Origin of the sequence: Rhizobium sp. TH135, from assembly GCF_002855515.1 — a bacterium.
Classification (GTDB): domain Bacteria; phylum Pseudomonadota; class Alphaproteobacteria; order Rhizobiales; family Rhizobiaceae; genus Allorhizobium.
Map to the genome: position 1 here is coordinate 52,616 of NZ_PKRP01000001.1, position 22,066 is coordinate 74,681.

Sequence of the window (22,066 nt, forward strand, 5' to 3'; positions counted from 1 at the left end):
CGCTTGATCACTGCAATCAGCTTCACGATAAAGTCGCCCTTTCCTCGTATTGAGAAGAAAATGAAGGCATTAGTGATCAACCTCGAAACGGCGGCGGAGCGGCTAGTTTTCCAGAATTTACAGCTGTCGCATCTCGGCATTGCGTTTGATCGCCTGCCGGCGGTTGACAAAAGCGCGGATGAAGTTGCGGATCTTCCCTATTGGGACACCTGGGAACGTCCGCTCGGGCGGGCCGAACGCGCCTGCCTCCTTAGCCATCAACAAGCCTGGCAAGTCGTGGCAGCTCAGGACAAACCTGTGCTGATCTTGGAGGATGACGCCATCCTATCGCAGACGCTCCCCGCTTTGCTTGTCCGTCTCGAGGGGGCAGCCGGGATCGACTTCATCACCTTGGAGACACGTGGCCGCAAAAAACTGCTCTCCCGGGTGCCTGCCAACGATCTGCCGTTAAAAAGGCTCTACCAGGATCGAACTGGAGCTGCCGCTTACATCCTCTGGCCCACCGGCGCGCGCAAACTCCTAGCAGCGAGCGAGACTAGCTGTGGCCTAGCTGATGCCATAATCTGCGCCTGCTACAGCCTTAAGGCATTCCAGGCAGTCCCGCCCCTCGCATTTCAGAGCGACAGAGCCTCAGCGGAACAGGTAAAAGTCCCCCTCCAGACAAATTCCTCCATCACGCACGGAGCGGTGGTGTGTAAGAACCGGACATGGCATCAGCGCCTCCGGCGTTTGACAGCGCAGGCGAGAATGGGCCTGCGTCAACTGCAAGTCTGGAACCGCGCAGAACGAGTGCTGCTTTCGGTCCGTCCCGAGGATTTCAATCACCTTAACCGACTACAGGCGATCACTCCGACCACCACCCGGTCCTCTCACGGCGATGATGCGCCTTGAGCCGCGCGTAGGCTGTGTCTTCCACCTGTAGACGGTCAAAAACGGTCTTGAGAATGAGCCCGACAGGCCCCTTCTCCATCAGCGGATCAAGGCGCCAGCGCATGTTGCGCAAGGTATCGTCTGTACCAACAGTGAAACAGGAAAGCCCTGAAAACAGTGGCACTAGCTCGTCCTGCACCCGCTCTATTTTCGCCTGCGAAAGCGGCAGAGCCCCCCCTTCAGCGAGCGCTCTCTCTGTCTCATAGATCTTGACGGTGTTGACAAGCAAAGACACCAAGGTAGCAAGTGTCGCGGTCTCCGCATCCCGGGAATGGTCGGCAAAGGTATCCGTGGCCGAGACCAGCCAGCGCAAATTGAGCGCTGCTGCGAGGAACGCCCCCTCCCGCTCCCAGAGACTCTCGAACTGAGCAAACACCTTGTCAGTCTCGACTCCGCGGCGGAGGAGAACGATCAGTTTCGCATGATGCCAGAGCAATTCCGGCTGTCCCACGAATTCGCGCCTGAGATCCTCCAGATGCGCATCGAGTGACTTCGACGAGCCACGTGTCTGCACAGGAACGTCGCCATCAACTACCGCCATCTTCATCGCGGCAAAGTCAGCAAAGGATTGAATATGCTTTGCGCCACCCAAACGCTTTCGATGCCAATTCAGAGAAAAGAACCGCTCAAAAGAAGTCTTTTTTCGTACCACGAAGGTCACCCTTTCAGCCGCCAGCTGCTTTCAGCATTCTCGTCCCCGCCTTCCTCAGATCTCCACCATACCCAGCTTCTTCACCTGCCGGATCGTCAGCATCGTCCTGACCGTGTCGACGTGTTCGTTCGCGGTCAGCACTTCGATGACGAAGTCCTGAAAGCGCGTCAGGTTTTCGGCCACGCAATGCAGCAGGAAGTCACTGTCGCCGTTCACCATCCAGGCCTGGCGCACGATCGGCCAGCTGTCGGTGGCAGCGGCAAAGGCCTTGAGATTGGCCTCCGACTGGTGTTTGAGCCCCACCATGCAGAAGGCGACGAGATCGTAGCCCAGCCGGCTGGCGTTCAAGTCTGCGTGATAGCTTTCGATCACGCCCGCCTCTTCCAGCTTGCGCACCCGGCGCAGGCAGGGCGGCGCGGAGATGCCGACACGCTCTGACAGTTCCACATTCGTCATCCGCCCGTCCCGCTGCAATTCTTTCAGAATTCGCAGGTCGATGGCGTCGAGTTCTACCTTGAGCACAGCCGCTCCTTTTAAAGATGTGTCCGTTATCTACTCCAACGATGGGAATTGGCAAGAATCCTCCGCACTCACGCACAATTATTGCGCGCCAGCGCAAAGCTCTGTTGCTAATGCAGCGCTACGCCTTGATCTGCGCTTCGCTTCGATCCTAAATGGGCGACAGTTGCGCGATGACTGGGTGAGCCCCATATCGAGGCCCCGGTCGAAAAGACGGACCGCGCGTTGAAAGGAAGCGACATGACTGCCCGCCACACCAAGGTGCTGATCATCGGCTCCGGCCCTGCCGGCTACACCGCCGCCATCTATGCTGCCCGCGCCATGCTGAAGCCGGTCCTGATCGCCGGCATGGAACAGGGCGGCCAGTTGATGATCACCACAGATGTGGAGAACTATCCGGGCTTCGCGGACCCGATCCAGGGTCCCTGGCTGATGGAGCAGATGCTCAATCAGGCCATCCACGTCGGCACCGAAATCGTCAGCGATCTCGTCACTGAAGTCGACACAAGCCATCGTCCCTTCACGGTGAAGACCGACAGCGGCCAGGTCTGGACGGCCGATACGCTGATCATCTGCACCGGCGCCAAGGCCAAGTGGCTCGGCATCGAAAGCGAACAGCACTTCCAGGGCTTCGGCGTCTCCGCCTGCGCCACCTGCGACGGCTTCTTCTATCGCAACAAGGATGTGATCGTCGTTGGTGGCGGTAACTCCGCCGTCGAAGAAGCGCTCTATCTCTCGCATATCTGCAAGTCGGTCACCGTCGTCCATCGCCGCGACAGTTTCCGCTCCGAGAAGATCCTGCAGGAGCGCCTCTTCGCAAAGGAGAACATCCGCGTTCTCTGGAACACGACCGTCGAGGAAATCACCGGCGCCCCGGCCAAGCCGCCGATGCCGCCCTCCGTCTCGGGCGTGAAGCTGAAGGATGCCCTGACCGGCGCCGTAACCGACATGCCGATTGACGGTGTCTTCGTCGCGATCGGCCATGCGCCCGCCGTGGAACTCTTCAAGGGCAAGCTGAAGATCAAGTCCAACGGCTATCTCTGGACCGCTCCAGATTCGACCGCAACCGACGTGGCCGGCATCTTCGCCGCCGGTGACGTCACCGACGATGTCTATCGCCAGGCCATTACTGCGGCCGGCATGGGATGCATGGCGGCTCTTGAAGCCGAACGCTTCCTCTCGGCCTTGCCCCTCGAGACACAACAAGCGGCGGAATAACCGCCATGAGAGGGGGCGGCATGCCGCTGGACTGGGACAAACTGCGCATTTTTCATGCGGCTGCGGAAGCCGGGTCCTTCACCCATGCCGCCGACAAGCTGCATCTGTCCCAGTCGGCGATCAGCCGCCAGGTCTCGTCGCTGGAGCAGGACATCGGCGTCAAGCTCTTCCACCGCCACGCCCGCGGCCTGATCCTCACCGAACAGGGCGAACTGCTGTATCGCACCGCCCATGACGTTCTCCTGAAGCTGCAGACCGTCAAGATGCAGCTGACCGAGACGACGGAAAAGCCGTCCGGCAAGCTGCGCGTCACGACGACCGTCGGCCTCGGTCAGGGTTGGCTCACCGACAAGGTGCAGGAATTCCTCCAGCTCTATCCCGACATGTCGATCCAGCTGATCCTCGACAACGAGGAGCTGGATGTGAACATGCGCCACGCAGACTGCGCCATTCGTCTGCGCCAGCCGCAACAGTCGGACCTGATCCAGCGCAAGCTGTTCACCGTGCACATGCACGTTTATGCGGCCCCCTCCTATATCAACCGCTATGGTGAGCCGCAGTCGATCGAGGATCTCGACAACCACCGCATCATCACGTTCGGCGAGCCCGCCCCCAACTATCTGCTCGACGTCAACTGGCTGGAAGTCGCCGGTCGCTCTTCTGACAATCCGCGCCTGCCGCATCTGCAGATCAACAGTCTGACGTCGATCAAGCGCGCCTGCCTGCTCGGCATCGGCATCGCGATGCTGCCGGACTATATTGTCGGTCGCGACCCGGGCCTGCTGCAGCTAGTCACCAGCGCAGACGTCCCCTCCTTTGATACCTATTTCTGCTATCCGGACGAGATCAAGAACGCCGCAAAGCTCAAGGCTTTCAGGGACTTCATCGTCGCCAAGGCCCGCAACTGGAACTTCTGAAGGCAGCTTTTTAGCTGCCTTTTTTGTTGTCCATCAAACAGACTTGCAAGTCACGCATGCCTGACATGCATAAAAAACCATTGTTCACTGCACAAAAAACCACCATATCGCACACAGCTGATGCACATGGTGGCTTTTTCCTCCCAGTTCCACCGCAGCAGCTGTTCCCCTCTGGAGGTTTTTGACCTTCACAATTCAAAGGGCCCTGGTTTTTCCGGTGGCCCTCTTTTTTTGTTTTCTCGATGGAACGATATGTTCCATTTTGCGTTTACGCGTCAGGCATAACTGGCGCCCTCCGTAAACGAAGCGCGAGAAGCGTTCGGTCAGCCCTAAACTCGAATGACTGTACGAATTGGAGGGGACATGTTCCTTGAGGACGTGATGAAAGCGCTGGCACATCCGGCACGCATGGAAATGCTGATCTGGCTGAAGGACCCGAAGGAATACTTCGGCGTGCCTAAGGAAGAGGCTGTCGACGGCATAAGCGCCGGGCAGTTCGAGCGATCCGGCCTGTCGCAATCGGCTGTGTCAGCTCATCTTGCAACGCTGCAGCGAGCCGGCCTGATCAGCTCCAAGCGGGTTGGCCAGCGTGTTCTTTATCGTCGCAACGAAGATGCCATCGCTGAGTTCGTCAAGACCTTGAACGGAACCCTCTAACGCCCCACATCGGGTCTCCCAATGACCAATCCTCCCATCATTGGAAGCTTCCGAGAGGTTTTATGTCCAAGCTTTTTGAACCGACATCCGTCGGCACGACCGCCGTTTCCAACCGTATCGCCATGGCGCCGCTGACGCGCAACCGCTCCCCGGGCGCCGTGCCGAACGAACTGAACGTCGAATACTATCGTCAGCGCGCGACAGCCGGCCTGATTATCAGCGAAGGCACGGCGATCACCCATCAGGCCCAGGGTTACGCGGACGTTCCGGGCCTCTACAAGTCCGAAGCGATCGAAGGCTGGAAGAAGGTGACCGACGCCGTGCATGCCGCGGGTGGCAAGATCGTCACCCAGATCTGGCATGTCGGCCGCATCTCGCACACGAGCCTGCAGCCAGGCGATGGCAAGCCCGTTGCCCCCTCGCCCATCGCCGCCAAATCCAAGACCTATGTCTTGAATGCCGATGGCTCCGGCGCTTTCGTCGAAACTTCCGAACCCCGCGCCCTTGAAACCGCCGAACTGCCCGGCGTGATCGAGGACTACCGCAAGGCCGCCCGTGCTGCCATGGATGCAGGCTTCGACGGTGTCGAGATCCACGCAGCCAATGGCTATCTGCTCGAACAGTTCATGCGTTCGAACAGCAATCAGCGCACGGACCAATACGGCGGCTCGATCGAGAACCGCATTCGCCTGACGCTCGAAGTCGTTGAGGCCGTGACCAAGGAAATCGGCGCCGACAAGACCGGCATCCGCATTTCGCCCACCACCCCGGCCAACGACGTCTCGGATCCGGATCCGAAGGCCGTCTACACCGCGCTGGTCGAGGCACTGGCGAAGTTCGATCTGTCCTTCGTGCATGTCATCGAAGGCGCGACCGGCGGCCCGCGCGACGTCCTGCCCTTCGACTGGAAGGCGCTCAAGGCCGCCTATCGTAATGCCGGCGGCAGGGGTGCCTGGATCGTTAACAACGGCTATGACCGTGCTTCGGCCATCGAAGCCGTCGAAAGCGGCTACGCCGATCTCGTCGCCTTCGGCCGTCCCTTCATCGCCAATCCGGACCTCGTCCGTCGCCTGAAGGAAGACGCAGAGCTTAATCCGCTCGACCAGGCCACGCTGTATGGCGGTGGCGCGGAAGGTTACACGACCTATCCTGCACTGGCCTAAGAAAGAAGGGCTCCCGGCAAACTCCGGGAGCCCTTTTCGCATCAGGCCTTCGCCGAGCGCAGCCTACATGCGAGACAGAAGGCGCACAGTCAGACTTGATGCGAGCAATCCCATCAGCAGCCCATTGACCGGATGCAGCGCCCCGATCAATGGCAAAGCTTCGCCGAGAGCCGCGAGCGTCACCTGCAGCAGATAGAGACCGAAGAGCAGGCTCGCCTGGGTCCGATGGGCCCGTAAACTCGTGCGGAACGACATCAGGAAGAGCCCGAGGATCGGCAGCCCCACCGCTCCTCCTGTTGCCGCATGGGCCTCCCATCCAGTCCCTGCCCCGAAGACCGTCATGCCCGCGAGGAAGAATTGAGCGGCGATGCCGCCAAGGGTGAGCACGGCGAAAGCCCGGAAAATCCGCGAAGCCGTGGGCGAGATTGATGTCACGGCACTCATTGTCCGCCTCCAGCGACCAGAGTTGCATGATTGCGGACCGCTGGAGAGGCGATCTCCGGAAGACAGCCGAGGCTCCGCAGCGTTGCCTTCACCGCGACATCGATCGGCGTGCGCGGTTCCTCGCCCAGGAATACCACGAGTGCACTGTTGTCGAGCCGGATCGTCTCCCGCCAAAGATAGCGCATCTCATGCAATTCCTTCAGCAGCGGCACGAAGCGCCGAGCAAGCCCCGCCAACCGCCAAGGAAAACCAAGCGTGAAGATGCGAGGCCGCCCAACGGTACGGCCGATCGCCTTCGCCATCTGCGTCCCGTCATGATCGTAGAAGCCGGCCATATGGAAGCGGGCAAAGTTGGGCAGGGCATCGGCTCTGTCCAGCAGCCGCATAAAGGTTTCCGCCACGTCAGGCAGATAGGCCCAGGCATGCCCCGCCCCCTTCCGACCGGGATTGATGACAAAGCGAACGGGCTTGCCCGGCTGGACCAGCCCCTGCGCGAACCAGTTGTTGCCGGCGTCAGGCCCGAAGAAGTCGCCAGCGCGCACGAGGATCACCGGCACCCCCTCACCCGCTGCCCGCTCGAGGCGTTGCTCCAGCGTCACCCGGATTCGCCCTTTGACCGTCTGCGGCTGCTGGTTGCTTTCCTCGACAAGCAAAGGAAACGCATCGGGGCCGAAATTGTAGATCGTGCCCGGCATCAGAATGCGCGCGCCAACCGCACGAGCGGCCGCGATCGTGTTGTCGATCATCGGCAGGACCAGCTCGCCCCAGTTCTGATAGCCGCGCGGATTGACGCCGTGCACGATGACGCTCGCACCCTCGGCGGCATGCAGCACGTCGCCAGCATTCATCGCATCGCCTGAAACCCATTCGAAGCGCGGGCGCGCGGCGATCTGCTGATCGGCTCGCCGGTGCATCGCCCGCACCCGGTAGCCGCGCTGCAGCAGTGCCTCGGCGAGCGCGCCGCCCACCCCGCCGGTTGCCCCGAGAACGAGAGCAATGGGCTTTGCAAGAGCTGCATTGGAAAGATCGGTCATGGTCGTCTCCTGTGTTTGAACTGCGGAGACACTGCCACTGATCTCAGATATTCAGAATTGCCAAAGAATGTCGAGTTGATATACAAAAATGTATGTCAATAGATCAGATCAGCTGGGACCACTATCGCACCTTTCTCGCCGTTCTCGAAACCGGCTCCCTGTCTGGCGCCGCCCGCTCTCTTGGGCTCACCCAACCGACGGCCGGACGCCATGTCGAAGCGCTGGAGGAAGCCTTTGGCGCCCCACTCTTCCTGCGCACGCCACAAGGTCTGCTGCCGACAGAAAAGGCGCTCGCCATGAGGGGCCACGCCCGCAGCATGTCCGCCATGTCAGCGGCGCTGGCACGCATCGCATCCGGCGATATGGAGGAGGTCCGCGGTACGGTGCGCATCAGCGCCAGCGAGGTGATTGCCGCCGAGACGCTTCCCGCAATCCTGGCGAGGCTACAAGATGCGAACCCGGCTCTCGAGATAGAACTCTCCGCATCTGACGCGGTCGAGGACCTGCTACAGCAGGAAGCGGATATCGCAATCCGCATGGTGCGCCCCAGCCAGTCGGCACTGCTAAGCCGGCGCATCGGCAAGATTACGCTCGGATTTCATGCGCACCGAAGCTATCTCGACCGGCACGGCATACCCTCCAGGCTTGCCGAACTGCCCAATCATCGCTTGATCGGCTTTGACCGGCAACTCGCCTATATCAGGGACATCCTGAAGCAGCGGCCGGATCTGGCAGGCATCGGCTTCGACTTCCGTGCCGACAGCAATCTGGTCCAGCTTGCCGCTATCCGCGCGGGTCTCGGCATCGGCATGTGCCAGCACGCCTTTGCAGCCAGAGACCCAGAGCTGGTCGAAGTGCTGCCTGGAACGCTGGAGATCGCGCTCGAGACCTTTGTCGTGATGCATGAAAACCTGAAGACGGTGCCACGCTTCCGCGCGACCTTCGACGCCTTGGTCCAGGGGCTGGACGACTGGATACGCCTGCCAAAGCAGCTTTCGCCGAGCGCCAGTCAACCGGAATCATGATGCGAACAAGAGGCCACAAACCTCTGTAATGACGGCCTATTCTCTGCCAAAAATCACGCGGATGGAGGCTGCTCGCCGACGAAACTGTCGATGATCTCGACCTCCGGTCGATCGCCGCCGTCGCTGTATTCCTCACGCCAGCGACCACTCTCATCCTGATAGCTGATGGTCACCGGCTCATCGCCGACCTGCTGCTCTTCCATCACGATGCGTGCGGCTTCCAGGGCCTGGTCATGGGTCGGAAACGCCTCCGAATAGACGCCGCCGAGCCGGTAGGCCCAACCGCCATCATGAGGAACGATCTCATAGATGATCTTCACCATGGCCTTCTCCTCCTAGGCTGCGAGGAGTATTCCATCAAAAGTCCCGAGGCGCAAACATGATCGGCCGGGCGGGAACAGCATACCCGTCGGCACCGTTACCGGACGTCGATCGGCAGAAGGAGAAGCACGTGTCGCGCATCAGGCAGGAAAGACTTCTTCTGATCCCGATTTTTGCGGCGATCCTCGCCCTTGCATTGGAACATGCCATCCTCGGTGCAGGCCAGGTGGCATCGCTGCTCGGGGCTGCAGCCCTGATCGCCGCCATCGTCGTAGGCTCCATGCGCGTTGCCCATCATGCCGAGATCCTCGCCCACAAGGTCGGCGATCCCTATGGCACAATGATCCTCACCCTTTCGGCCGTCGCCGTAGAGGTGTTGATCCTCGCGATCATGATGAGCAACGGCTCGTCACCCACGCTGGTGCGCGACACGATCTATTCGGCGGTCATGCTGGATATCAACGGTATCCTCGGCCTCGCCGCCCTCCTCGGCGGCCTGAAGCACGGCGAGCAGGCCTATAACGACGACAGCGGCAAGACCTATGGGGTGATGATCCTGACCGCCATGGGCATCTCGATGATCGTGCCCGAATTCATCCCGCGCGACCGCTGGCAGTATTATTCCGTCTTCACGATCGGCGCGATGATTGCGCTCTATGCACTCTTCCTGCGCATGCAGGTGGGCACGCATAGCTATTTCTTCTCCTACAGCTATCCGGGTCGCCAGGCCGGCCGGCCCTGGGATCGGCAGGACGAGACACCGGCGGACAGCGCGCCCCATGCCGTGAAAGACGAGCATGAGGGATCAACCCTCTGGTCGATCGGCGTCATCCTGTTCGGCGTCGTTCTGATCGGTGTTCTCGCGGAAGTCATGTCGGTCCTCATGGATGCCGGCCTCGAAGGCACCGGTGCGCCGGTTGCCCTGACCGCTATCCTGGTTGCCGGCATTTCGGCTGCGCCTGAAATCCTAACCGCGCTGCGCGCCGCCTTGCGAAACCGGATGCAGGCGGTCGTCAACATCGCGATGGGCGCATCGCTTTCGACAGTCATTCTGACGGTCCCGGTGATGGAGGCGATTGCCCTCTACACAGGCCAGCCCTTCGTCATGGCCATGACCCCGGTGCAGACCACCATGGTTGCGATAACCCTGGTCGCAGCAGCTATCAATCTCAACGACGGCGAGACCAATGCGATTGAGGGCATGACCCATTTCGTCCTCTTCGCCACCTTCATCATGCTCGCCTTTCTCGGCCTCTGAACACCACTGATTCGCTCGCCTCTGCGACATCTGGGCACGGATCCGTGAGTACTTTTGCGCGGAACTTTTGGGGAAAGCTGCCGTTCCCCCCGCACGGATCGGCCCCCATTGGGCCTCCCGCCGCATTCTCAACATGATGCGGATGATGATCGCCGCCGCGGGTTACCGGGGGGCCAACTCGGGAGTCGAACGTGAAGAGATTGGACGTGATCGACGGCATGCGGGGTTACTTCCTCGTCTTCATGCTGATCAACCACCTGGTGTTCACGGGGGGCCTTTGGCTCGTTGAAATCAACCACCGCAACCTTGCCTTCGTCGAAGATGCGCAGGGCTTCGTTTTCCTGTCGGGCCTGCTGACCGGCATGGTCTACAGCCGCAAGATGATGAAGGATGGCTATACCGTCGGCCGCGACAAGATCTGGTCCCGGGCTCTCGAGCTCTATCGTTATGCCATGGCGATCATCCTGATCGTCCTTGCCCTGCAGCTGATCCTGCCGGGCGCGGTGTCCGCCTGGGAAAACTGGCTGGGCGACGCAAGTCTGCTCAACCCGAGCTCGCTCGCACCGATCGCGACCTTCCTGGTCCAGCCGACCTTCATGGACATCCTGCCCCAGTACATTGCCTACATGGTCTTCGCGCCGGTCGTGATCTGGCTCTGCCTGCGCGGCCATTGGCTTGGCGTCGCCGTCGGCTCCCTGCTCGTCTGGCTCGCTGCCCAGCTGGGCCTGCACCGCATTGTCACCTACCCTCTCGACACGTGGCTGGCCGGCGCACCGGATGAGGAAGGGTTGCGCGTCTCCTTCAACCTGCTCGGCTGGCAGATCGTCTTCTTCGCGGGCATCATCGCAGGCACGCTGACCTCGATGAAAAAGATCGAGTGGCAGAAGGTCTTTGATCCCAACCGCACCACGCTCGCCTGGACGGCGCTTGCCATCACCCTCTTCTTCCTGCCGCTCCGCGTCGCGACCGCCCATGGCTTCATGCCGGGCTTCGTGTTGGAAAAATTCGGCCTCATGGAAGTGCGTGCCGACTTCGGCCCGGTCTATCTGATCAACTTCGCCGCCGTCGCCTATGGCCTCGCCTGGATCCTTATCGCCGGCCCGCGCCACGAAAGCCCGGTCATCCAGAAGATCGCCTCGGCACTGACCAGCCTCTTCACGCTGAACTTCCTTCAGCTGCTGGGTCGCCACTCGCTGCAGATCTATGTCTGGCACGTGCTGATTGTCTATGCGGTCTATTACCTCGACGCCCGCACCCCGGAACTGTCGCAGCTGACCAAAACCTTCATCACCATCGCCGCGCTTGGCATTCTTGCGCTTCCGGCCTTGTGGCGAGACCGTGAGAAGATCTTCGCAAATGCGCCATACCTTGGCAGCTGGATCAAATCCCCGGCATGACGAGAAACCATCAAAACGGGCCGTCGGGGCCCGCTCTTTCGTTTGAGACCACGCCTCTCCTCACCAACAGATAAAGCGAACTTGATCTCACCTGCCCTACCGGTCGGGAGCTTTGTGACCACTTGAGGCGTTGAACGGGTCCAATCATTCGACCAGGAGGAACTGATGAAACGACTGCCGCACATTTTCGCCGGAACCATGCTGAGCCTTGGTGTCGCGACAATCCCCGCTATCGCCCAGCAGGCCGGCACTCCGGCGGAGACACAGGCACCCAACGCGCCGGACCAGCAGCCGGCTTTCACCGGCCAGACCCGCGCGCCCCAACCCGCTCAGGCGGTCGAGATCAAGCAGGAAGTCGTAGCCGAAGGACTGCCGCATCTGTGGGCAATGGAGTTCCTGCCCGATGGCCGGATGCTGGTGACCGCCAAGCAGGGCGCAATGCACATAATCGGTGAAGACGGCAAACCCGGCCCCGAGATCGCAAACGTGCCAGAAGTCCTGGCTGACGGTCAGGGCGGCCTGCTCGATGTCGCGCTTGCACCCGACCACGAAACCTCAGGCAAGATTTTCTTCTCGTTTGCCGAACCGCGCGATGACGGCAACGGCACCTCGGTCGCCTCCGCCCGCCTCGTCCCCGATGATCAGGGCGGCGGTTCGCTGGAAGACGTGAGCGTCATCTTCCGCCAGACACCGGGCTATGACGGCAACAAGCATTTCGGCTCGCGCCTGGCATTTGGCCCTGAAGGCCAACTCTACGTGACCGTCGGCGAGCGTTCCGACGCCGAACCGCGTGTCCAAGCGCAGGATCTGCAGAGTGGACTGGGCAAGATCTTCCGCATCAGTCAGACCGGTGAAGCCCTGCCCGACAACCCCTTTGTCGGCCAGGAAAATGCCCAGCCGGAAATCTGGTCGCTCGGCCACCGCAATCTCCAGTCTGCCACGGTCGACGGCCAGGGTCGCCTCTGGACCGTCGAGCACGGCCCCAAGGGCGGCGATGAGCTGAACCTGCCTGAACCCGGCAAGAACTATGGCTGGCCGGAAGTCACCTACGGCGTCGAATACAGCGGCGCCAAGGTCGGCGACGGCGTCACTCAGATGGCCGACACGGAACAGCCCGTCTACTACTGGGATCCGGTCATCGCGCCCTCGGGCATGGCCTATTATGACGCCGACGCCATCCCGGAATGGAAAGGCGCCTTCCTGGTCGGCGGCCTCGTCAGCCAGGGCGTCGTCGTCCTGCACATGGAGAACGACCGCGTGAAATTCGAGGAGCGCGTCAATCTTGATGCTCGTATCCGCGATGTGAAGGTCGGGCCCGATGGCGCGGTCTACGCCGTCACAGAACAGCGAGGCGGCGGCAACTCGACCATCGTCAAGCTGACCAAGGGTTAAGCGAGTTTTCCGCCCCTGGTCTGAAACGATCAGGGGCGGAACGCCAAGGGGTGATTGACGAGGGCACGATCAACCGTGATCAATTTGCGCCCTTCCACATGACATTGGGCGAGCAACAGCCGGTCGAAGGGATCCCGGGTGGGCGGCTCGGGATCGAGTGTGTGAAGAACGTGAGGCATAGAAACGGGCAGGATCGTCGCGCCAATTTTCTCAAGTGCTATGGGAATTCTGTCCAGATCCGTTAAGGGGTAAAGCTTGCCAAGCCTAGACTTGAGAGCAATTTCCCAGACACTCGCCACACTGACAAACCCGAAGAAACCTGGAGCTTGGACTACCCGAGCGGGCCCCGGAAAACGCTCGATCAGCTCATCCTGCAACATCGAAATTACGATGTGGGTGTCGAGCAGGCAGCGCATGGTTAGGGAAGCGGCCTGAGCAAGAAGTCTTCGGGCAGTGGCTCGTCAAAATCCTCCGCGATATAATCGAAGGCTTTCGTTACGCCTATTGACCGCAAATACGCCTGCCCAGCTTCAAAATCCAAACCGCCCTTCTTCTCCTGCGCCGATCCCGCCCCCACATGCGGCACCAGATCCACCACCGGCTTGCCGTCCCGCGTCACAGTCACGACCTCGCCCTGCTCGACCGCACGGGCGAGCGCATCCAGATCACGTGTGGCTTCCTGCAGGCTGACCGTCTTCATGCAACCGAGAATACCACAAGCACTCGGCCCCCTCAACAAACCCGGAAAATGCGAAAACGGCCCGCCGTTCGGCGAGCCCTTCCCAAAACCGATAAAGCTCAGTGCTTACTTCAGCGAAGCGCAGAAGCGCTGGATGCGGCTGCAGGCCTCTTCCAGCTTAGCATTCGAGGTCGCGTAAGAGACGCGGAAGTTCGGGCCAAGGCCGAAGGACGAGCCGTGAACGGTCGCTACACCTTCGGTCGCCAGCAGTTCCATGACAAAGTCCTCGTCCGTCTCGATGACCTTGCCCGACGGGGCGGTCTTGCCGATCAGGGCTGCGCAGGACGGATAGACATAGAAGGCGCCCTCCGGCTTCGGGCAAACGATGCCGGACGCCTGGTTGAGCATCGAGACAACGAGGTCACGGCGCTCCTCGAAGGCCTTCTTCGATTCCGTGATGAAGTCTTGCGGACCATTCAGCGCCTCGACAGCCGCCCACTGGGCAACCGAGCAGGCGCCGGAAGTCTGCTGACCCTGGATCATGTCCATCGCTTTGATCAGCGGCAGCGGACCGGCTGCATAGCCGATACGCCAGCCGGTCATCGCATAGGCCTTTGAAACGCCGTTCATCGTCAGCGTGCGCTCATAGAGCGCGGGCTCGACCTGGGCCGGCGTGTAGTAGACGAAGTCGCCGAACACGAGATGCTCGTACATGTCGTCGGTCAGCACCCAGACATGGCTGTGCTTCATCAGCACGTCGGTCAGCGCCTTCAGCTCGTCCTTGCTGTAGGCCGCACCCGACGGGTTCGACGGCGAGTTGAACATGAACCACTTGGTCTTCGGCGTGATCGCCTTGTCCAGCTGCTCGGCCGTCAGCTTGAAATTGTTCTCGATCGTCGTTTCGACGAAGACCGGCGTGCCGCCGCACAGCGCGATCATTTCCGGGTAGGACACCCAGAACGGTGCCGGGATGACGACTTCATCTCCCGGATTGATCGTTGCCATGAAGGCGTTGAAAAGAATCTGCTTTCCGCCGGTACCGACGATCACCTGCTCGGGCTTGTAGTCGAGCCCGTTCTCGCGCTTGAACTTGTCAGCGATCGCCTTGCGCAGTTCCGGAATGCCGGCAACCGGCGTGTACTTCGTCTCGCCACGGGCGATCGCAGCGACAGCCGCGTCCTTGATGTTCTGGGGCGTATCGAAGTCGGGCTCGCCGACGGAGAGCGAAATGACGTCTTTCCCCTGCGCTTTGAGCTCCCGGGCCATCTGCGTGACGGCGATGGTCGCGGAGGGCTTGATGCGGGAAAGGGCGTCGGCAAGGAAAGCCATTTTTGCGTGTCCTGAGCTGATTGAACATCGACCCCGCTGTCCGGGGCCTCAGGTTCAAGCTCTATGGCGAAAGAGCCCCTGGCTTTCAAGCGGAAAGCACCGCGTGCCGAAGAGATTTGCGTCACCATGGCAATGGCGGAATTCGCCACGATTTCGCGCCACCGCCGAAATCACAATTCGGCACGGGGACCGCCACATTTCCGTCGCTCTACCGACGCGATCACGCTGTTTCATGCGGTCAACGCAACGAGACGGAGGTTCTCGCCATGGATTTCGAACTGGAGACATTTCGACGGCCCTCCCGCCGCAGCCGCCCCCTCGCTTGGCTCGCAGCGATCAGCGGCGTTGCTTTGGTCACTTTGGCGCTCGCCAGCACGCCTGCGACCCTGGCACCCGGTTCTAGGTCTTTCGCCGCGAGCACAGAGATTTCTCACACCCGCCCAGACGCAATAACCACCTCGAGCATCGCCGCATCCACCACGCCGCTAAATGTGTCGGCCGCCATGGTTGATCGCAACCACCAGACGCCCCTGCCCCAGAACGAGCGCCATTTGCTGATCCTTCTGATCTTCGCCTGCTTCACAGTGATGGCGATCGGTGGTTTTGCCCTGTGGAAGCGTGGCTGGCAGGACCTGGTCCAGCGAGCGCGTGGGCACCAGAACCTATAAAATAGTCTACTTGTTATCTATGTAGTTTCGTAGATACTTCCTCTTATCAAATGGGAGGAACCGTCATGAAACGCATTGCAGTCCTGGGTGCCGGTCTCGGCGGCACGATCATGGCCTATGAATTGAGAGATCGCCTCGGCAAAGAGGTCGAGATCCATCTGCTGAGCAAGGGAGCGACCTATTCCTTCGTCCCCTCCAACCCTTGGGTCGCGGTCGGCTGGCGAGGACGCGAGGAAATCGAAGTCGACCTCCGCCCCGCCTGTGCCAAACGCAATATCACCCTGCACAGCCAGGGGGCGACACGCGTCCACCCCGCCGAGAACCGGATCGAAATGCTCGATGGCAGCTCTCTCGACTATGATTATCTGGTGATCGCCACCGGCCCCGATCTCGCCTTCGACGAGATCGAAGGCTTCGGCCCGCATCAGCACACCCAATCCGTCTGCCACATCGACCACGCACTGGCTGCCAAGCAGGCCTTCGACAGGCTGGTCGCCAATCCCGGACCGGTGGTGATCGGTGCCGTGCAGGGTGCCTCGTGCTTCGGCCCGGCCTATGAATTCGCCTTCATCCTCGACAAGGCCCTGCGGGACGCCAAGGTTCGCGACCGTGTGCCGATGACCTTCGTCACCTCGGAGCCCTATATCGGCCATCTCGGCCTCGACGGCGTCGGAGATACCAAGGGGCTGCTCGAAAGTGCGATGCGCTCCAAGCACATCAAGTGGGTCACCAACGCGCGTGTGAACCGTTTCGAGAGTGACAAGGTCGTTGCCGAGGAGATCAATGACGACGGCAGCATCAAGGCGACCCACGAGATCCCGTCGCTGTACACGATGATGCTGCCGGCATTCCGTGGCGTCGAGGCCATCAAGGGCATAGAAGGCCTGACGAACCCGCGCGGCTTCGTGCTGGCCGACAAGCACCAGCAGAACCCGACCTTCAAAAACGTCTTCTCTGTCGGCGTCTGCGTCGCGATCCCGCCGATGGGCAAAACACCCGTGCCCGTCGGCGTGCCGAAAACCGGCTTCATGATCGAATCCATGGTAACGGCCACAGCCCACAACATCGCCAACTTGATCGCTGGCGAGGAAGCCAATGCTCAAGGAACCTGGAACGCCGTCTGCCTCGCCGATTTCGGCGATGGGGGTATAGCCTTCGTCGCGCAGCCGCAGCTGCCACCGCGCAACGTCAACTGGTCGTCCCAGGGCAAATGGGTTCACGCAGCCAAGATCGGCTTCGAGAAATACTTCCTCTACAAGGTGAAGCTCGGAAAGTCGGAGCCCTTCTACGAGAAGCTGGCGCTTCAGGCGCTTGGCATCGACAAGCTGAAAGCGGTGAGCTTCGACACCTGACGCCACGTCGGCGCCTCTTCACTTTTCGGTCAGGAGGCGCCCTCCGTCATCGCGCTGCCTTGTCGCCGGCACCGCTGTTCCCACATTCTGAGCGGGTTAGCCGCCGGACAAGGAGATGACGATGCCAAACCGCTTGAACCAGACTGCGTGGATGGTCGCGCCGCTTCTCGCTCTGTCCATGGCTCTACCACTCTCGGCGCAAGAAACCCGCGAGCATGCTGTCGGCACCGTCAAGATCGAGGTCACCAGCATCGCCGGCGGCCTGGAGCACCCCTGGTCGGTCGAGGTCGTGCCTGATGGTGCCTATATCGTGACCGAGCGCCCCGGCCGCATCCGCATCATCCGTGACGGCGAGGTCGGCCAGCCCTTGGGCGGCTTGCCGAGGATCGCTGCCGTCGGCCAGGGCGGCCTACTCGACATCGCCCTCGCCCCCGATTTTGCCGAAACGCGGCGCCTCTTCTTCACCGCAGCCACTCCCGGCCCGGGCGGCCAGGGCACTGGCGTCTTTTCTGCCCGCCTCAGCCAGAATGAGAGGCGCCTTGAAGACGTGCGCCGTATCTTCCTGATGAACAAGCTGACCCGCGCCGGCCAACATTTCGGCTCACGCATCGCGATCGCTGCAGATGGCAGCCTGTTCTTCGGCATCGGCGACCGCGGTGAGGAAGATCGCGCGCAGGATCCCGCCGATCACGCCGGCAAGATCATGCGCATCAATGCCGACGGAAGTCCGTCCGCAGCCAACCCCAAGGGCCAGCCCTTGGCCGAAGTCTGGTCGAGCGGTCATCGCAATCCGCAAGGCCTCACCATCGATCCCGCCGACAACAAGCTCTACACCGTCGAGCATGGTGCGCGCGGCGGCGACGAGATCAACGCTCCGGATGCCGGCAACAATTACGGCTGGCCGGTCATCTCCTACGGCAAGCACTATTCGGGCGCCGAAATCGGTATCGGTCAGTCCGCCGACGGCTACGAACAACCCCTCCACTACTGGGATCCCTCTATTGCTCCGGGGGCGCTTGCCATCTATCGCGGCGCGATGTTCCCGGAATGGGAGGGTGACTTCCTCGTTGCGGCCCTCAAGTACCAGCTTGTTGCCCGTATCGATCGCAGCGCCGATGGCTCGATTGGCGCAGAGGAGCGAATGCTGCAGGGCGAGTATGGCCGCATCCGCGACGTCAAGGTCGCCCCTGATGGCTCGATCCTGCTCGTGACCGACGACGAAGATGGTCAGCTCCTGCGGATTACCCGCAGCGGCGAGAGCTGAGTACCGGCTCAGCGCCCTCTCAAAGCCGTCAATCGTCCCTTTTAGGGGCTAATTTGCGGCTCTAGCGCCGCTCGTTTCCACGCTGCGCAGAAGCGAACACGGAAAATTTTCATCCGCAATTTTCCGTGTTTGCGCAGGCTTTTCCCGCGATCTCCATCGCAAGCGATGCAAATTTTCGCCAAAACGACGCAAAGCGGGCTTGCCGCCAATTCGAATCACCCTGTTCGCACTGAAAACAAAGGACTCTCCCCTTCGGAAGGGTTAAAACTTTCACTTGCCAATTTCCGCCAAACCAAGCACTCTTCGTGAGTTCGGGCAATTTTGCGAGCATGGGAAGACCTATAAAGTAATGCGCGCCGGGGACGCTATAACAACCCCGGGCAGTCGAACTTGAGAAGATGGAAACATTGACTGGAGTTAGTCTGCGGTAACAGGGCCCCTTTCCTCCAATATCGACAAATGCCTGTCGCTCACCCGCTTGCGGGTACATTGCAATGCTGCCCCGCCGAATACGGGCAGAGAGAAAAGGACCTGACGCATGGCCGAGACTGGCACTGTAAAATTCTTCAATACCGACAAGGGCTTTGGCTTCATCAAGCCCGACAATGGCGGCGCGGACATCTTCGTCCACATCTCCGCTGTTCAGGCATCGGGCCTGTCGGGTCTGACCGAAAACCAGAAGGTCAGCTTCGACACCGAACCCGATCGCCGTGGCAAGGGCCCTAAGGCCGTAAACCTGCAGATCTCCGGCTGATATCATCCGGTTTTCGACGAATTGCGGCCCGGCATTTTTGCCGGGTTTTTTCGTTCAGTTTGCGTTCAGGCGGCGCCTCATAGATTGCAATCATCGCCGGTGGCCCGAACAGCCCGCACCGGCCCCTGGTTAGCCAAGGCTTGAGGAACAGACGTCATGATGAAATTCGCGCAAAACGCTCTTCTCGCGGCCGCAGTCACCCTGACGCCGATCGCCGCTACAACACAGGCCGAGGCCGGTGACCGCTACTATCGCCATCACCGTGGCGATGATGCACTCGCCCTCGGCGTGATCGGTCTGGCGACCGGCGTGATCGTCGGCTCCGCACTCGCAAATCCGGCACCGCAGCGCCGCGTCTATATCGACCGTCCGGTCTCCGTTTATGACGACCGCGACTACTATGTCGACGATTATCCGCCGCCGCCGCCGCGTCACACCTATCGCCCGCGCCCGGTCTATCAGCAGCCGCGCCCTGTTGTTCAGTCCTACGGTGTCGAGCCCTGGACCGGCGCCTGGTATGACTACTGCTCGCAGCGTTACCGCAGCTTCAATCCGCGCACCGGCACCTTCGTCGGCTATGACGGCCGCACCCATTTCTGCACGGCCGGCTGAGCCAAGCAGTGCCGCACAAATGAAAAAGCGCCGGTCATCCGGCGCTTTTGTCGTTCAGAGACCCTGGATGAAGGGATTGGAGCGACGCTCGTCCCCAATCCGGCTGCCAGGGCCGTGGCCGCAGATGAAGCCGACGTCATCGCCGAGCGGCAGGACCTTGTCGCGGATCGAGTTCATCAACGTCTGATGATCGCCGCCCGGAAGGTCCGTGCGTCCGACGGAGCCACTGAACAGCACGTCACCGAGATGGGCGAACTTCTGCGACCGGTTGAAATAGATGACATGCCCGGGGGCGTGGCCCGGGCAATGATAGACCTCGAATATGTGGTCGCCGAACGAAACCGTTTCGCCGTCTTCCAGCCACTGGTCCGGAACGACGCTGCGCAAACCGTCGATGCCATAGGTCGCCGCCTGGGTTTCGATCCGCTGCAGAAGCGGCAGGTCGTCCTTGTGCGGCCCGATGATGGTGAGGCCGGTCTTTTCCTTGAGTTCGGCCGCACCGCCCGCGTGATCGAGGTGACCATGCGTCAGCCAGATCGCCTTGAGCGTGATCGCATTCTCCGTGATCACCTGCAGGATGACGTCGACATCGCCGCCCGGATCGACGATCACGCCTTCGCGCGTCTCGTCATCGAACAGGATGGTGCAGTTCTGCTGAAAAGGGGTGACGGGGATGATGCCCGCTTGAATCTGTCCCATCGGCTGGCGGTCCTTCCATCGGTTCGGTGAAGCGCATTAACACGCCTTGGAAACGAGAGAAACCGCAAGCGAAGCGGCGCAGAGATCAGCGCGACAGGCCGTAGACCTGCGACACCGGAGATGCCGGCAGAATTGAGGCCTGGGCCACCAGGAAGCTCGCAACCATGATCTTTGCGGTAAAGACCAGCATGGCCACAGGGCGCAGGCTGGATGTCTCGGTGGTCTGCTCACGATCCGTCATGGTGAAAGTCCTCTCTCCTTCGCCAAGCTTCGCCCAAATGGCTTGTCCCGGGCTTGCGCTTGATCAGTGCTGTAGTAACGAGGCTGGTGGCGATAGGTTTCGCATCCCGCTCGTAAGCTGTGCGATCAGCGTAAATTTGTTGGAAATTTGCTACACTTGCGCATAGTTTTGCCGGCAATCACCGTCAGTGAGACGTGGATCAATGGCCGCCCAGAAAACGGACCGGCCACGGGGGAAGCATCGGCCCTGAGCGATGAGTGGATGAACCGGCGTGGGCGATCTGACAGTCGCTTGCGCCGGAGGAAAGGAATGACGAGCGTGGCCCGACAGTCTGCGACGAAGACTGCCAAGAAGACCCTGCCGGACCTGCCGGTGGTCGATGACAAGACGATTGACTTCGAAACCATCGAAAGCCTGTTTTTCGCCTATCGCGATTTCGTGTCTGATCCGGATGCCATCCTGGCCAAGCTCGGCTATGGCCGCGCCCATCACCGCGTTGTACATTTCGTCAGCCGCCGGCCGGGCATGACGGTCGCAGACCTCCTGGGCATCCTGCAGATCACCAAGCAGAGCCTCGCCAGGGTTCTGAAGGAGCTGATCGACAGCGGCTATATCCGCCAGATGGCTGGTCCCGCCGATCGCCGCCAGCGCCGCCTCTATCCGACGCTTGCCGGCCGCGAGCTGTCGCTGGCGCTCTCCGAGCCGCAGTCCCGCCGCATTGCCCACGCCATGGACGGCATGACATCAGACGAGCGCGCGACCGTGCGTCGCTTCCTTGAAGGCATGCAGAAACAGACCGTGACCCAGCCCCTCGAGACGGATGGAGCCGACTGACGTGTCGAAGAAGATTGAGCTCACTGACGACGCCCCGCACCTTCTCGTGGTCGACGACGACACCCGCATCCGCGACCTGCTACACCGCTTCCTGACGGAAAAGGGATTTCGCGTCTCGGTCGCCGCCGACGCCGCAGAGGCTCGCCGCAAGCTGGAGGGGCTGAGCTTCGATCTCCTCGTCCTCGACGTGATGATGCCCGGCGAATCTGGCCTGTCGCTCACCCAGAGCCTCTCCGATGAGAAGCGGGTGCCGATCATTCTCCTCACCGCCCGCTCGGAAGCCGACAGCCGCATCGCAGGCCTTGAAGCCGGCGCCGACGATTATCTCGCCAAGCCCTTCGACCCGCGCGAACTCGTGCTCCGGATCAACAACATCCTGAAGCGCAACATGAACCCGGACGCGCCAAAGATCGAGCAGGTCATGTTCGGCCCCTACACCTTCTCGGTGCTGCGCAAGGAATTGCGCAAGGGCGCCGAGGTGATCCGCCTCACCGACCGCGAGCAGGATATCATGTATCTCTTCGCCACCCGCGCGGGCGACACGATTCCGCGCCACGAACTCGTCGGCAACGATGCCGAGGTGGGCGAGCGCACGATCGATGTGCAGATCAACCGCTTGCGGCGCAAGATCGAAGACGACCCGGCCAACCCCGTCTGGCTGCAGACAGTCCGTGGCATCGGCTACCGCCTGAGCATGGATTGAAGCC

26 protein-coding genes are annotated in these 22,066 nt (G+C 61.1%); 16 read left to right on the forward strand and 10 right to left on the reverse strand.

What is annotated here, in order from left to right:
• Positions 1–3 precede the first annotated feature (3 nt).
• Positions 4–891: a glycosyltransferase family 25 protein gene (locus tag C0V73_RS00270; RefSeq protein ID WP_143708293.1), complete on the forward strand. Its 888-nt coding sequence runs from the start codon at positions 4–6 to the stop codon at positions 889–891.
• Here C0V73_RS00270 and C0V73_RS00275 read toward each other — a convergent pair.
• A complete protein-coding gene (locus tag C0V73_RS00275) occupies positions 845–1,582 on the reverse strand; it encodes a hypothetical protein (RefSeq protein ID WP_102018871.1) in 738 nt (245 codons plus the stop codon). The genes C0V73_RS00270 and C0V73_RS00275 overlap by 47 nt on opposite strands.
• Before the next feature lie 54 nt (positions 1,583–1,636).
• Entirely contained in the window at positions 1,637–2,104 is a 468-nt protein-coding gene (locus tag C0V73_RS00280; RefSeq protein ID WP_102018007.1) for an Lrp/AsnC family transcriptional regulator, read from the reverse strand.
• A gap of 237 nt (positions 2,105–2,341) precedes the next feature.
• Between C0V73_RS00280 and trxB the strand changes: the two genes are divergently transcribed.
• The 4 genes from trxB to C0V73_RS00300 all read left to right on the forward strand — a co-directional run bounded on the left by trxB (position 2,342) and on the right by C0V73_RS00300 (position 6,056).
• Positions 2,342–3,319, forward strand: a complete 978-nt coding sequence (gene trxB, locus C0V73_RS00285) for a thioredoxin-disulfide reductase (RefSeq protein WP_102018008.1) — start codon at positions 2,342–2,344, stop codon at positions 3,317–3,319.
• 20 nt (positions 3,320–3,339) lie between these two features.
• Entirely contained in the window at positions 3,340–4,236 is an 897-nt protein-coding gene (locus C0V73_RS00290; RefSeq protein ID WP_102018009.1) for a LysR family transcriptional regulator VtlR, read from the forward strand.
• A 363-nt stretch (positions 4,237–4,599) separates the two neighbouring features.
• Positions 4,600–4,893 carry a metalloregulator ArsR/SmtB family transcription factor gene (locus tag C0V73_RS00295; RefSeq protein WP_102018010.1) on the forward strand — a complete coding sequence of 98 codons (294 nt, stop codon included), beginning with the start codon at positions 4,600–4,602 and terminating at the stop codon, positions 4,891–4,893.
• 62 nt (positions 4,894–4,955) lie between these two features.
• Positions 4,956–6,056 (forward strand): alkene reductase, encoded by a 1,101-nt coding sequence (locus tag C0V73_RS00300; protein WP_102018011.1) that lies wholly within the window; start codon positions 4,956–4,958, stop codon positions 6,054–6,056.
• A gap of 63 nt (positions 6,057–6,119) precedes the next feature.
• Here C0V73_RS00300 and C0V73_RS00305 read toward each other — a convergent pair whose 3' ends face one another.
• Both C0V73_RS00305 and C0V73_RS00310 read right to left on the reverse strand, forming a co-directional pair.
• Complete coding sequence (locus C0V73_RS00305; RefSeq protein ID WP_102018012.1) at positions 6,120–6,500, reverse strand: DUF6220 domain-containing protein; 381 nt, start codon at positions 6,498–6,500, stop codon at positions 6,120–6,122.
• Complete coding sequence (locus C0V73_RS00310; protein ID WP_102018013.1) at positions 6,497–7,534, reverse strand: NAD(P)H-binding protein; 1,038 nt, start codon at positions 7,532–7,534, stop codon at positions 6,497–6,499. The genes C0V73_RS00305 and C0V73_RS00310 overlap by 4 nt, the downstream gene beginning before the upstream one ends.
• A gap of 92 nt (positions 7,535–7,626) precedes the next feature.
• Here C0V73_RS00310 and C0V73_RS00315 point away from each other — a divergent pair, with 92 nt between their 5' ends.
• Positions 7,627–8,559: a LysR family transcriptional regulator gene (locus C0V73_RS00315; RefSeq protein ID WP_102018014.1), complete on the forward strand. Its 933-nt coding sequence runs from the start codon at positions 7,627–7,629 to the stop codon at positions 8,557–8,559.
• Positions 8,560–8,612: 53 nt separating this feature from the next.
• Here the strand turns inward: C0V73_RS00315 and C0V73_RS00320 are convergent, their stop codons facing one another.
• Positions 8,613–8,882 (reverse strand): DUF2188 domain-containing protein, encoded by a 270-nt coding sequence (locus C0V73_RS00320; protein ID WP_102018015.1) that lies wholly within the window; start codon positions 8,880–8,882, stop codon positions 8,613–8,615.
• A gap of 128 nt (positions 8,883–9,010) precedes the next feature.
• On the opposite strand from C0V73_RS00320, the gene C0V73_RS00325 reads away from it, so the two are divergent.
• From C0V73_RS00325 to C0V73_RS00335, 3 genes are all read left to right on the forward strand, one after another.
• Entirely contained in the window at positions 9,011–10,138 is a 1,128-nt protein-coding gene (locus tag C0V73_RS00325; protein ID WP_102018016.1) for a calcium:proton antiporter, read from the forward strand.
• A 191-nt stretch (positions 10,139–10,329) separates the two neighbouring features.
• Positions 10,330–11,535 (forward strand): OpgC domain-containing protein, encoded by a 1,206-nt coding sequence (gene opgC / locus C0V73_RS00330; protein ID WP_102018017.1) that lies wholly within the window; start codon positions 10,330–10,332, stop codon positions 11,533–11,535.
• A 198-nt stretch (positions 11,536–11,733) separates the two neighbouring features.
• Positions 11,734–12,927 carry a PQQ-dependent sugar dehydrogenase gene (locus C0V73_RS00335; protein WP_245407873.1) on the forward strand — a complete coding sequence of 398 codons (1,194 nt, stop codon included), beginning with the start codon at positions 11,734–11,736 and terminating at the stop codon, positions 12,925–12,927.
• Between the two features lie 29 nt (positions 12,928–12,956).
• Here C0V73_RS00335 and C0V73_RS00340 read toward each other — a convergent pair whose 3' ends face one another.
• From C0V73_RS00340 to C0V73_RS00350, 3 genes are all read right to left on the reverse strand, one after another.
• A complete protein-coding gene (locus C0V73_RS00340; RefSeq protein ID WP_102018019.1) occupies positions 12,957–13,343 on the reverse strand; it encodes a type II toxin-antitoxin system VapC family toxin in 387 nt (128 codons plus the stop codon).
• Positions 13,344–13,345: 2 nt separating this feature from the next.
• Positions 13,346–13,627, reverse strand: coding sequence for a type II toxin-antitoxin system prevent-host-death family antitoxin (locus C0V73_RS00345; RefSeq protein WP_102018020.1), 282 nt, complete (start codon positions 13,625–13,627; stop codon positions 13,346–13,348).
• 105 nt (positions 13,628–13,732) lie between these two features.
• Positions 13,733–14,935 (reverse strand): pyridoxal phosphate-dependent aminotransferase, encoded by a 1,203-nt coding sequence (locus C0V73_RS00350; RefSeq protein WP_102018021.1) that lies wholly within the window; start codon positions 14,933–14,935, stop codon positions 13,733–13,735.
• A 266-nt stretch (positions 14,936–15,201) separates the two neighbouring features.
• On the opposite strand from C0V73_RS00350, the gene C0V73_RS00355 reads away from it, so the two are divergent.
• The 5 genes from C0V73_RS00355 (at position 15,202) to C0V73_RS00375 (ending at position 19,585) form a co-directional block, all read left to right on the forward strand.
• A complete protein-coding gene (locus C0V73_RS00355; RefSeq protein WP_102018022.1) occupies positions 15,202–15,603 on the forward strand; it encodes a hypothetical protein in 402 nt (133 codons plus the stop codon).
• 65 nt (positions 15,604–15,668) lie between these two features.
• Entirely contained in the window at positions 15,669–16,955 is a 1,287-nt protein-coding gene (locus C0V73_RS00360) for an FAD/NAD(P)-binding oxidoreductase (protein WP_102018023.1), read from the forward strand.
• Positions 16,956–17,106: 151 nt separating this feature from the next.
• Positions 17,107–18,219, forward strand: a complete 1,113-nt coding sequence (locus tag C0V73_RS00365; protein ID WP_245407874.1) for a PQQ-dependent sugar dehydrogenase — start codon at positions 17,107–17,109, stop codon at positions 18,217–18,219.
• Positions 18,220–18,757: 538 nt separating this feature from the next.
• Positions 18,758–18,973 (forward strand): cold-shock protein, encoded by a 216-nt coding sequence (locus C0V73_RS00370; protein WP_006725577.1) that lies wholly within the window; start codon positions 18,758–18,760, stop codon positions 18,971–18,973.
• Positions 18,974–19,129: 156 nt separating this feature from the next.
• On the forward strand, positions 19,130–19,585 hold the full coding sequence (locus C0V73_RS00375; protein WP_102018025.1) for a BA14K family protein: 456 nt from the start codon (positions 19,130–19,132) through the stop codon (positions 19,583–19,585).
• A gap of 54 nt (positions 19,586–19,639) precedes the next feature.
• Here C0V73_RS00375 and C0V73_RS00380 read toward each other — a convergent pair whose 3' ends face one another.
• The gene (locus C0V73_RS00380) at positions 19,640–20,284 is read right to left on the reverse strand and encodes an MBL fold metallo-hydrolase (RefSeq protein WP_102018026.1); all 645 of its coding nucleotides are present in this window, start codon (positions 20,282–20,284) and stop codon (positions 19,640–19,642) included.
• Positions 20,285–20,369: 85 nt separating this feature from the next.
• The gene (locus C0V73_RS23000; protein ID WP_172449954.1) at positions 20,370–20,525 is read right to left on the reverse strand and encodes a hypothetical protein; all 156 of its coding nucleotides are present in this window, start codon (positions 20,523–20,525) and stop codon (positions 20,370–20,372) included.
• A 309-nt stretch (positions 20,526–20,834) separates the two neighbouring features.
• Between C0V73_RS23000 and C0V73_RS00385 the strand changes: the two genes are divergently transcribed.
• Entirely contained in the window at positions 20,835–21,359 is a 525-nt protein-coding gene (locus tag C0V73_RS00385; protein ID WP_102018027.1) for a MarR family transcriptional regulator, read from the forward strand.
• Positions 21,346–22,062, forward strand: coding sequence for a response regulator (locus C0V73_RS00390; protein ID WP_102018028.1), 717 nt, complete (start codon positions 21,346–21,348; stop codon positions 22,060–22,062). Before C0V73_RS00385 ends, C0V73_RS00390 begins: the two co-directional genes overlap by 14 nt.
• Positions 22,063–22,066 lie beyond the last annotated feature (4 nt).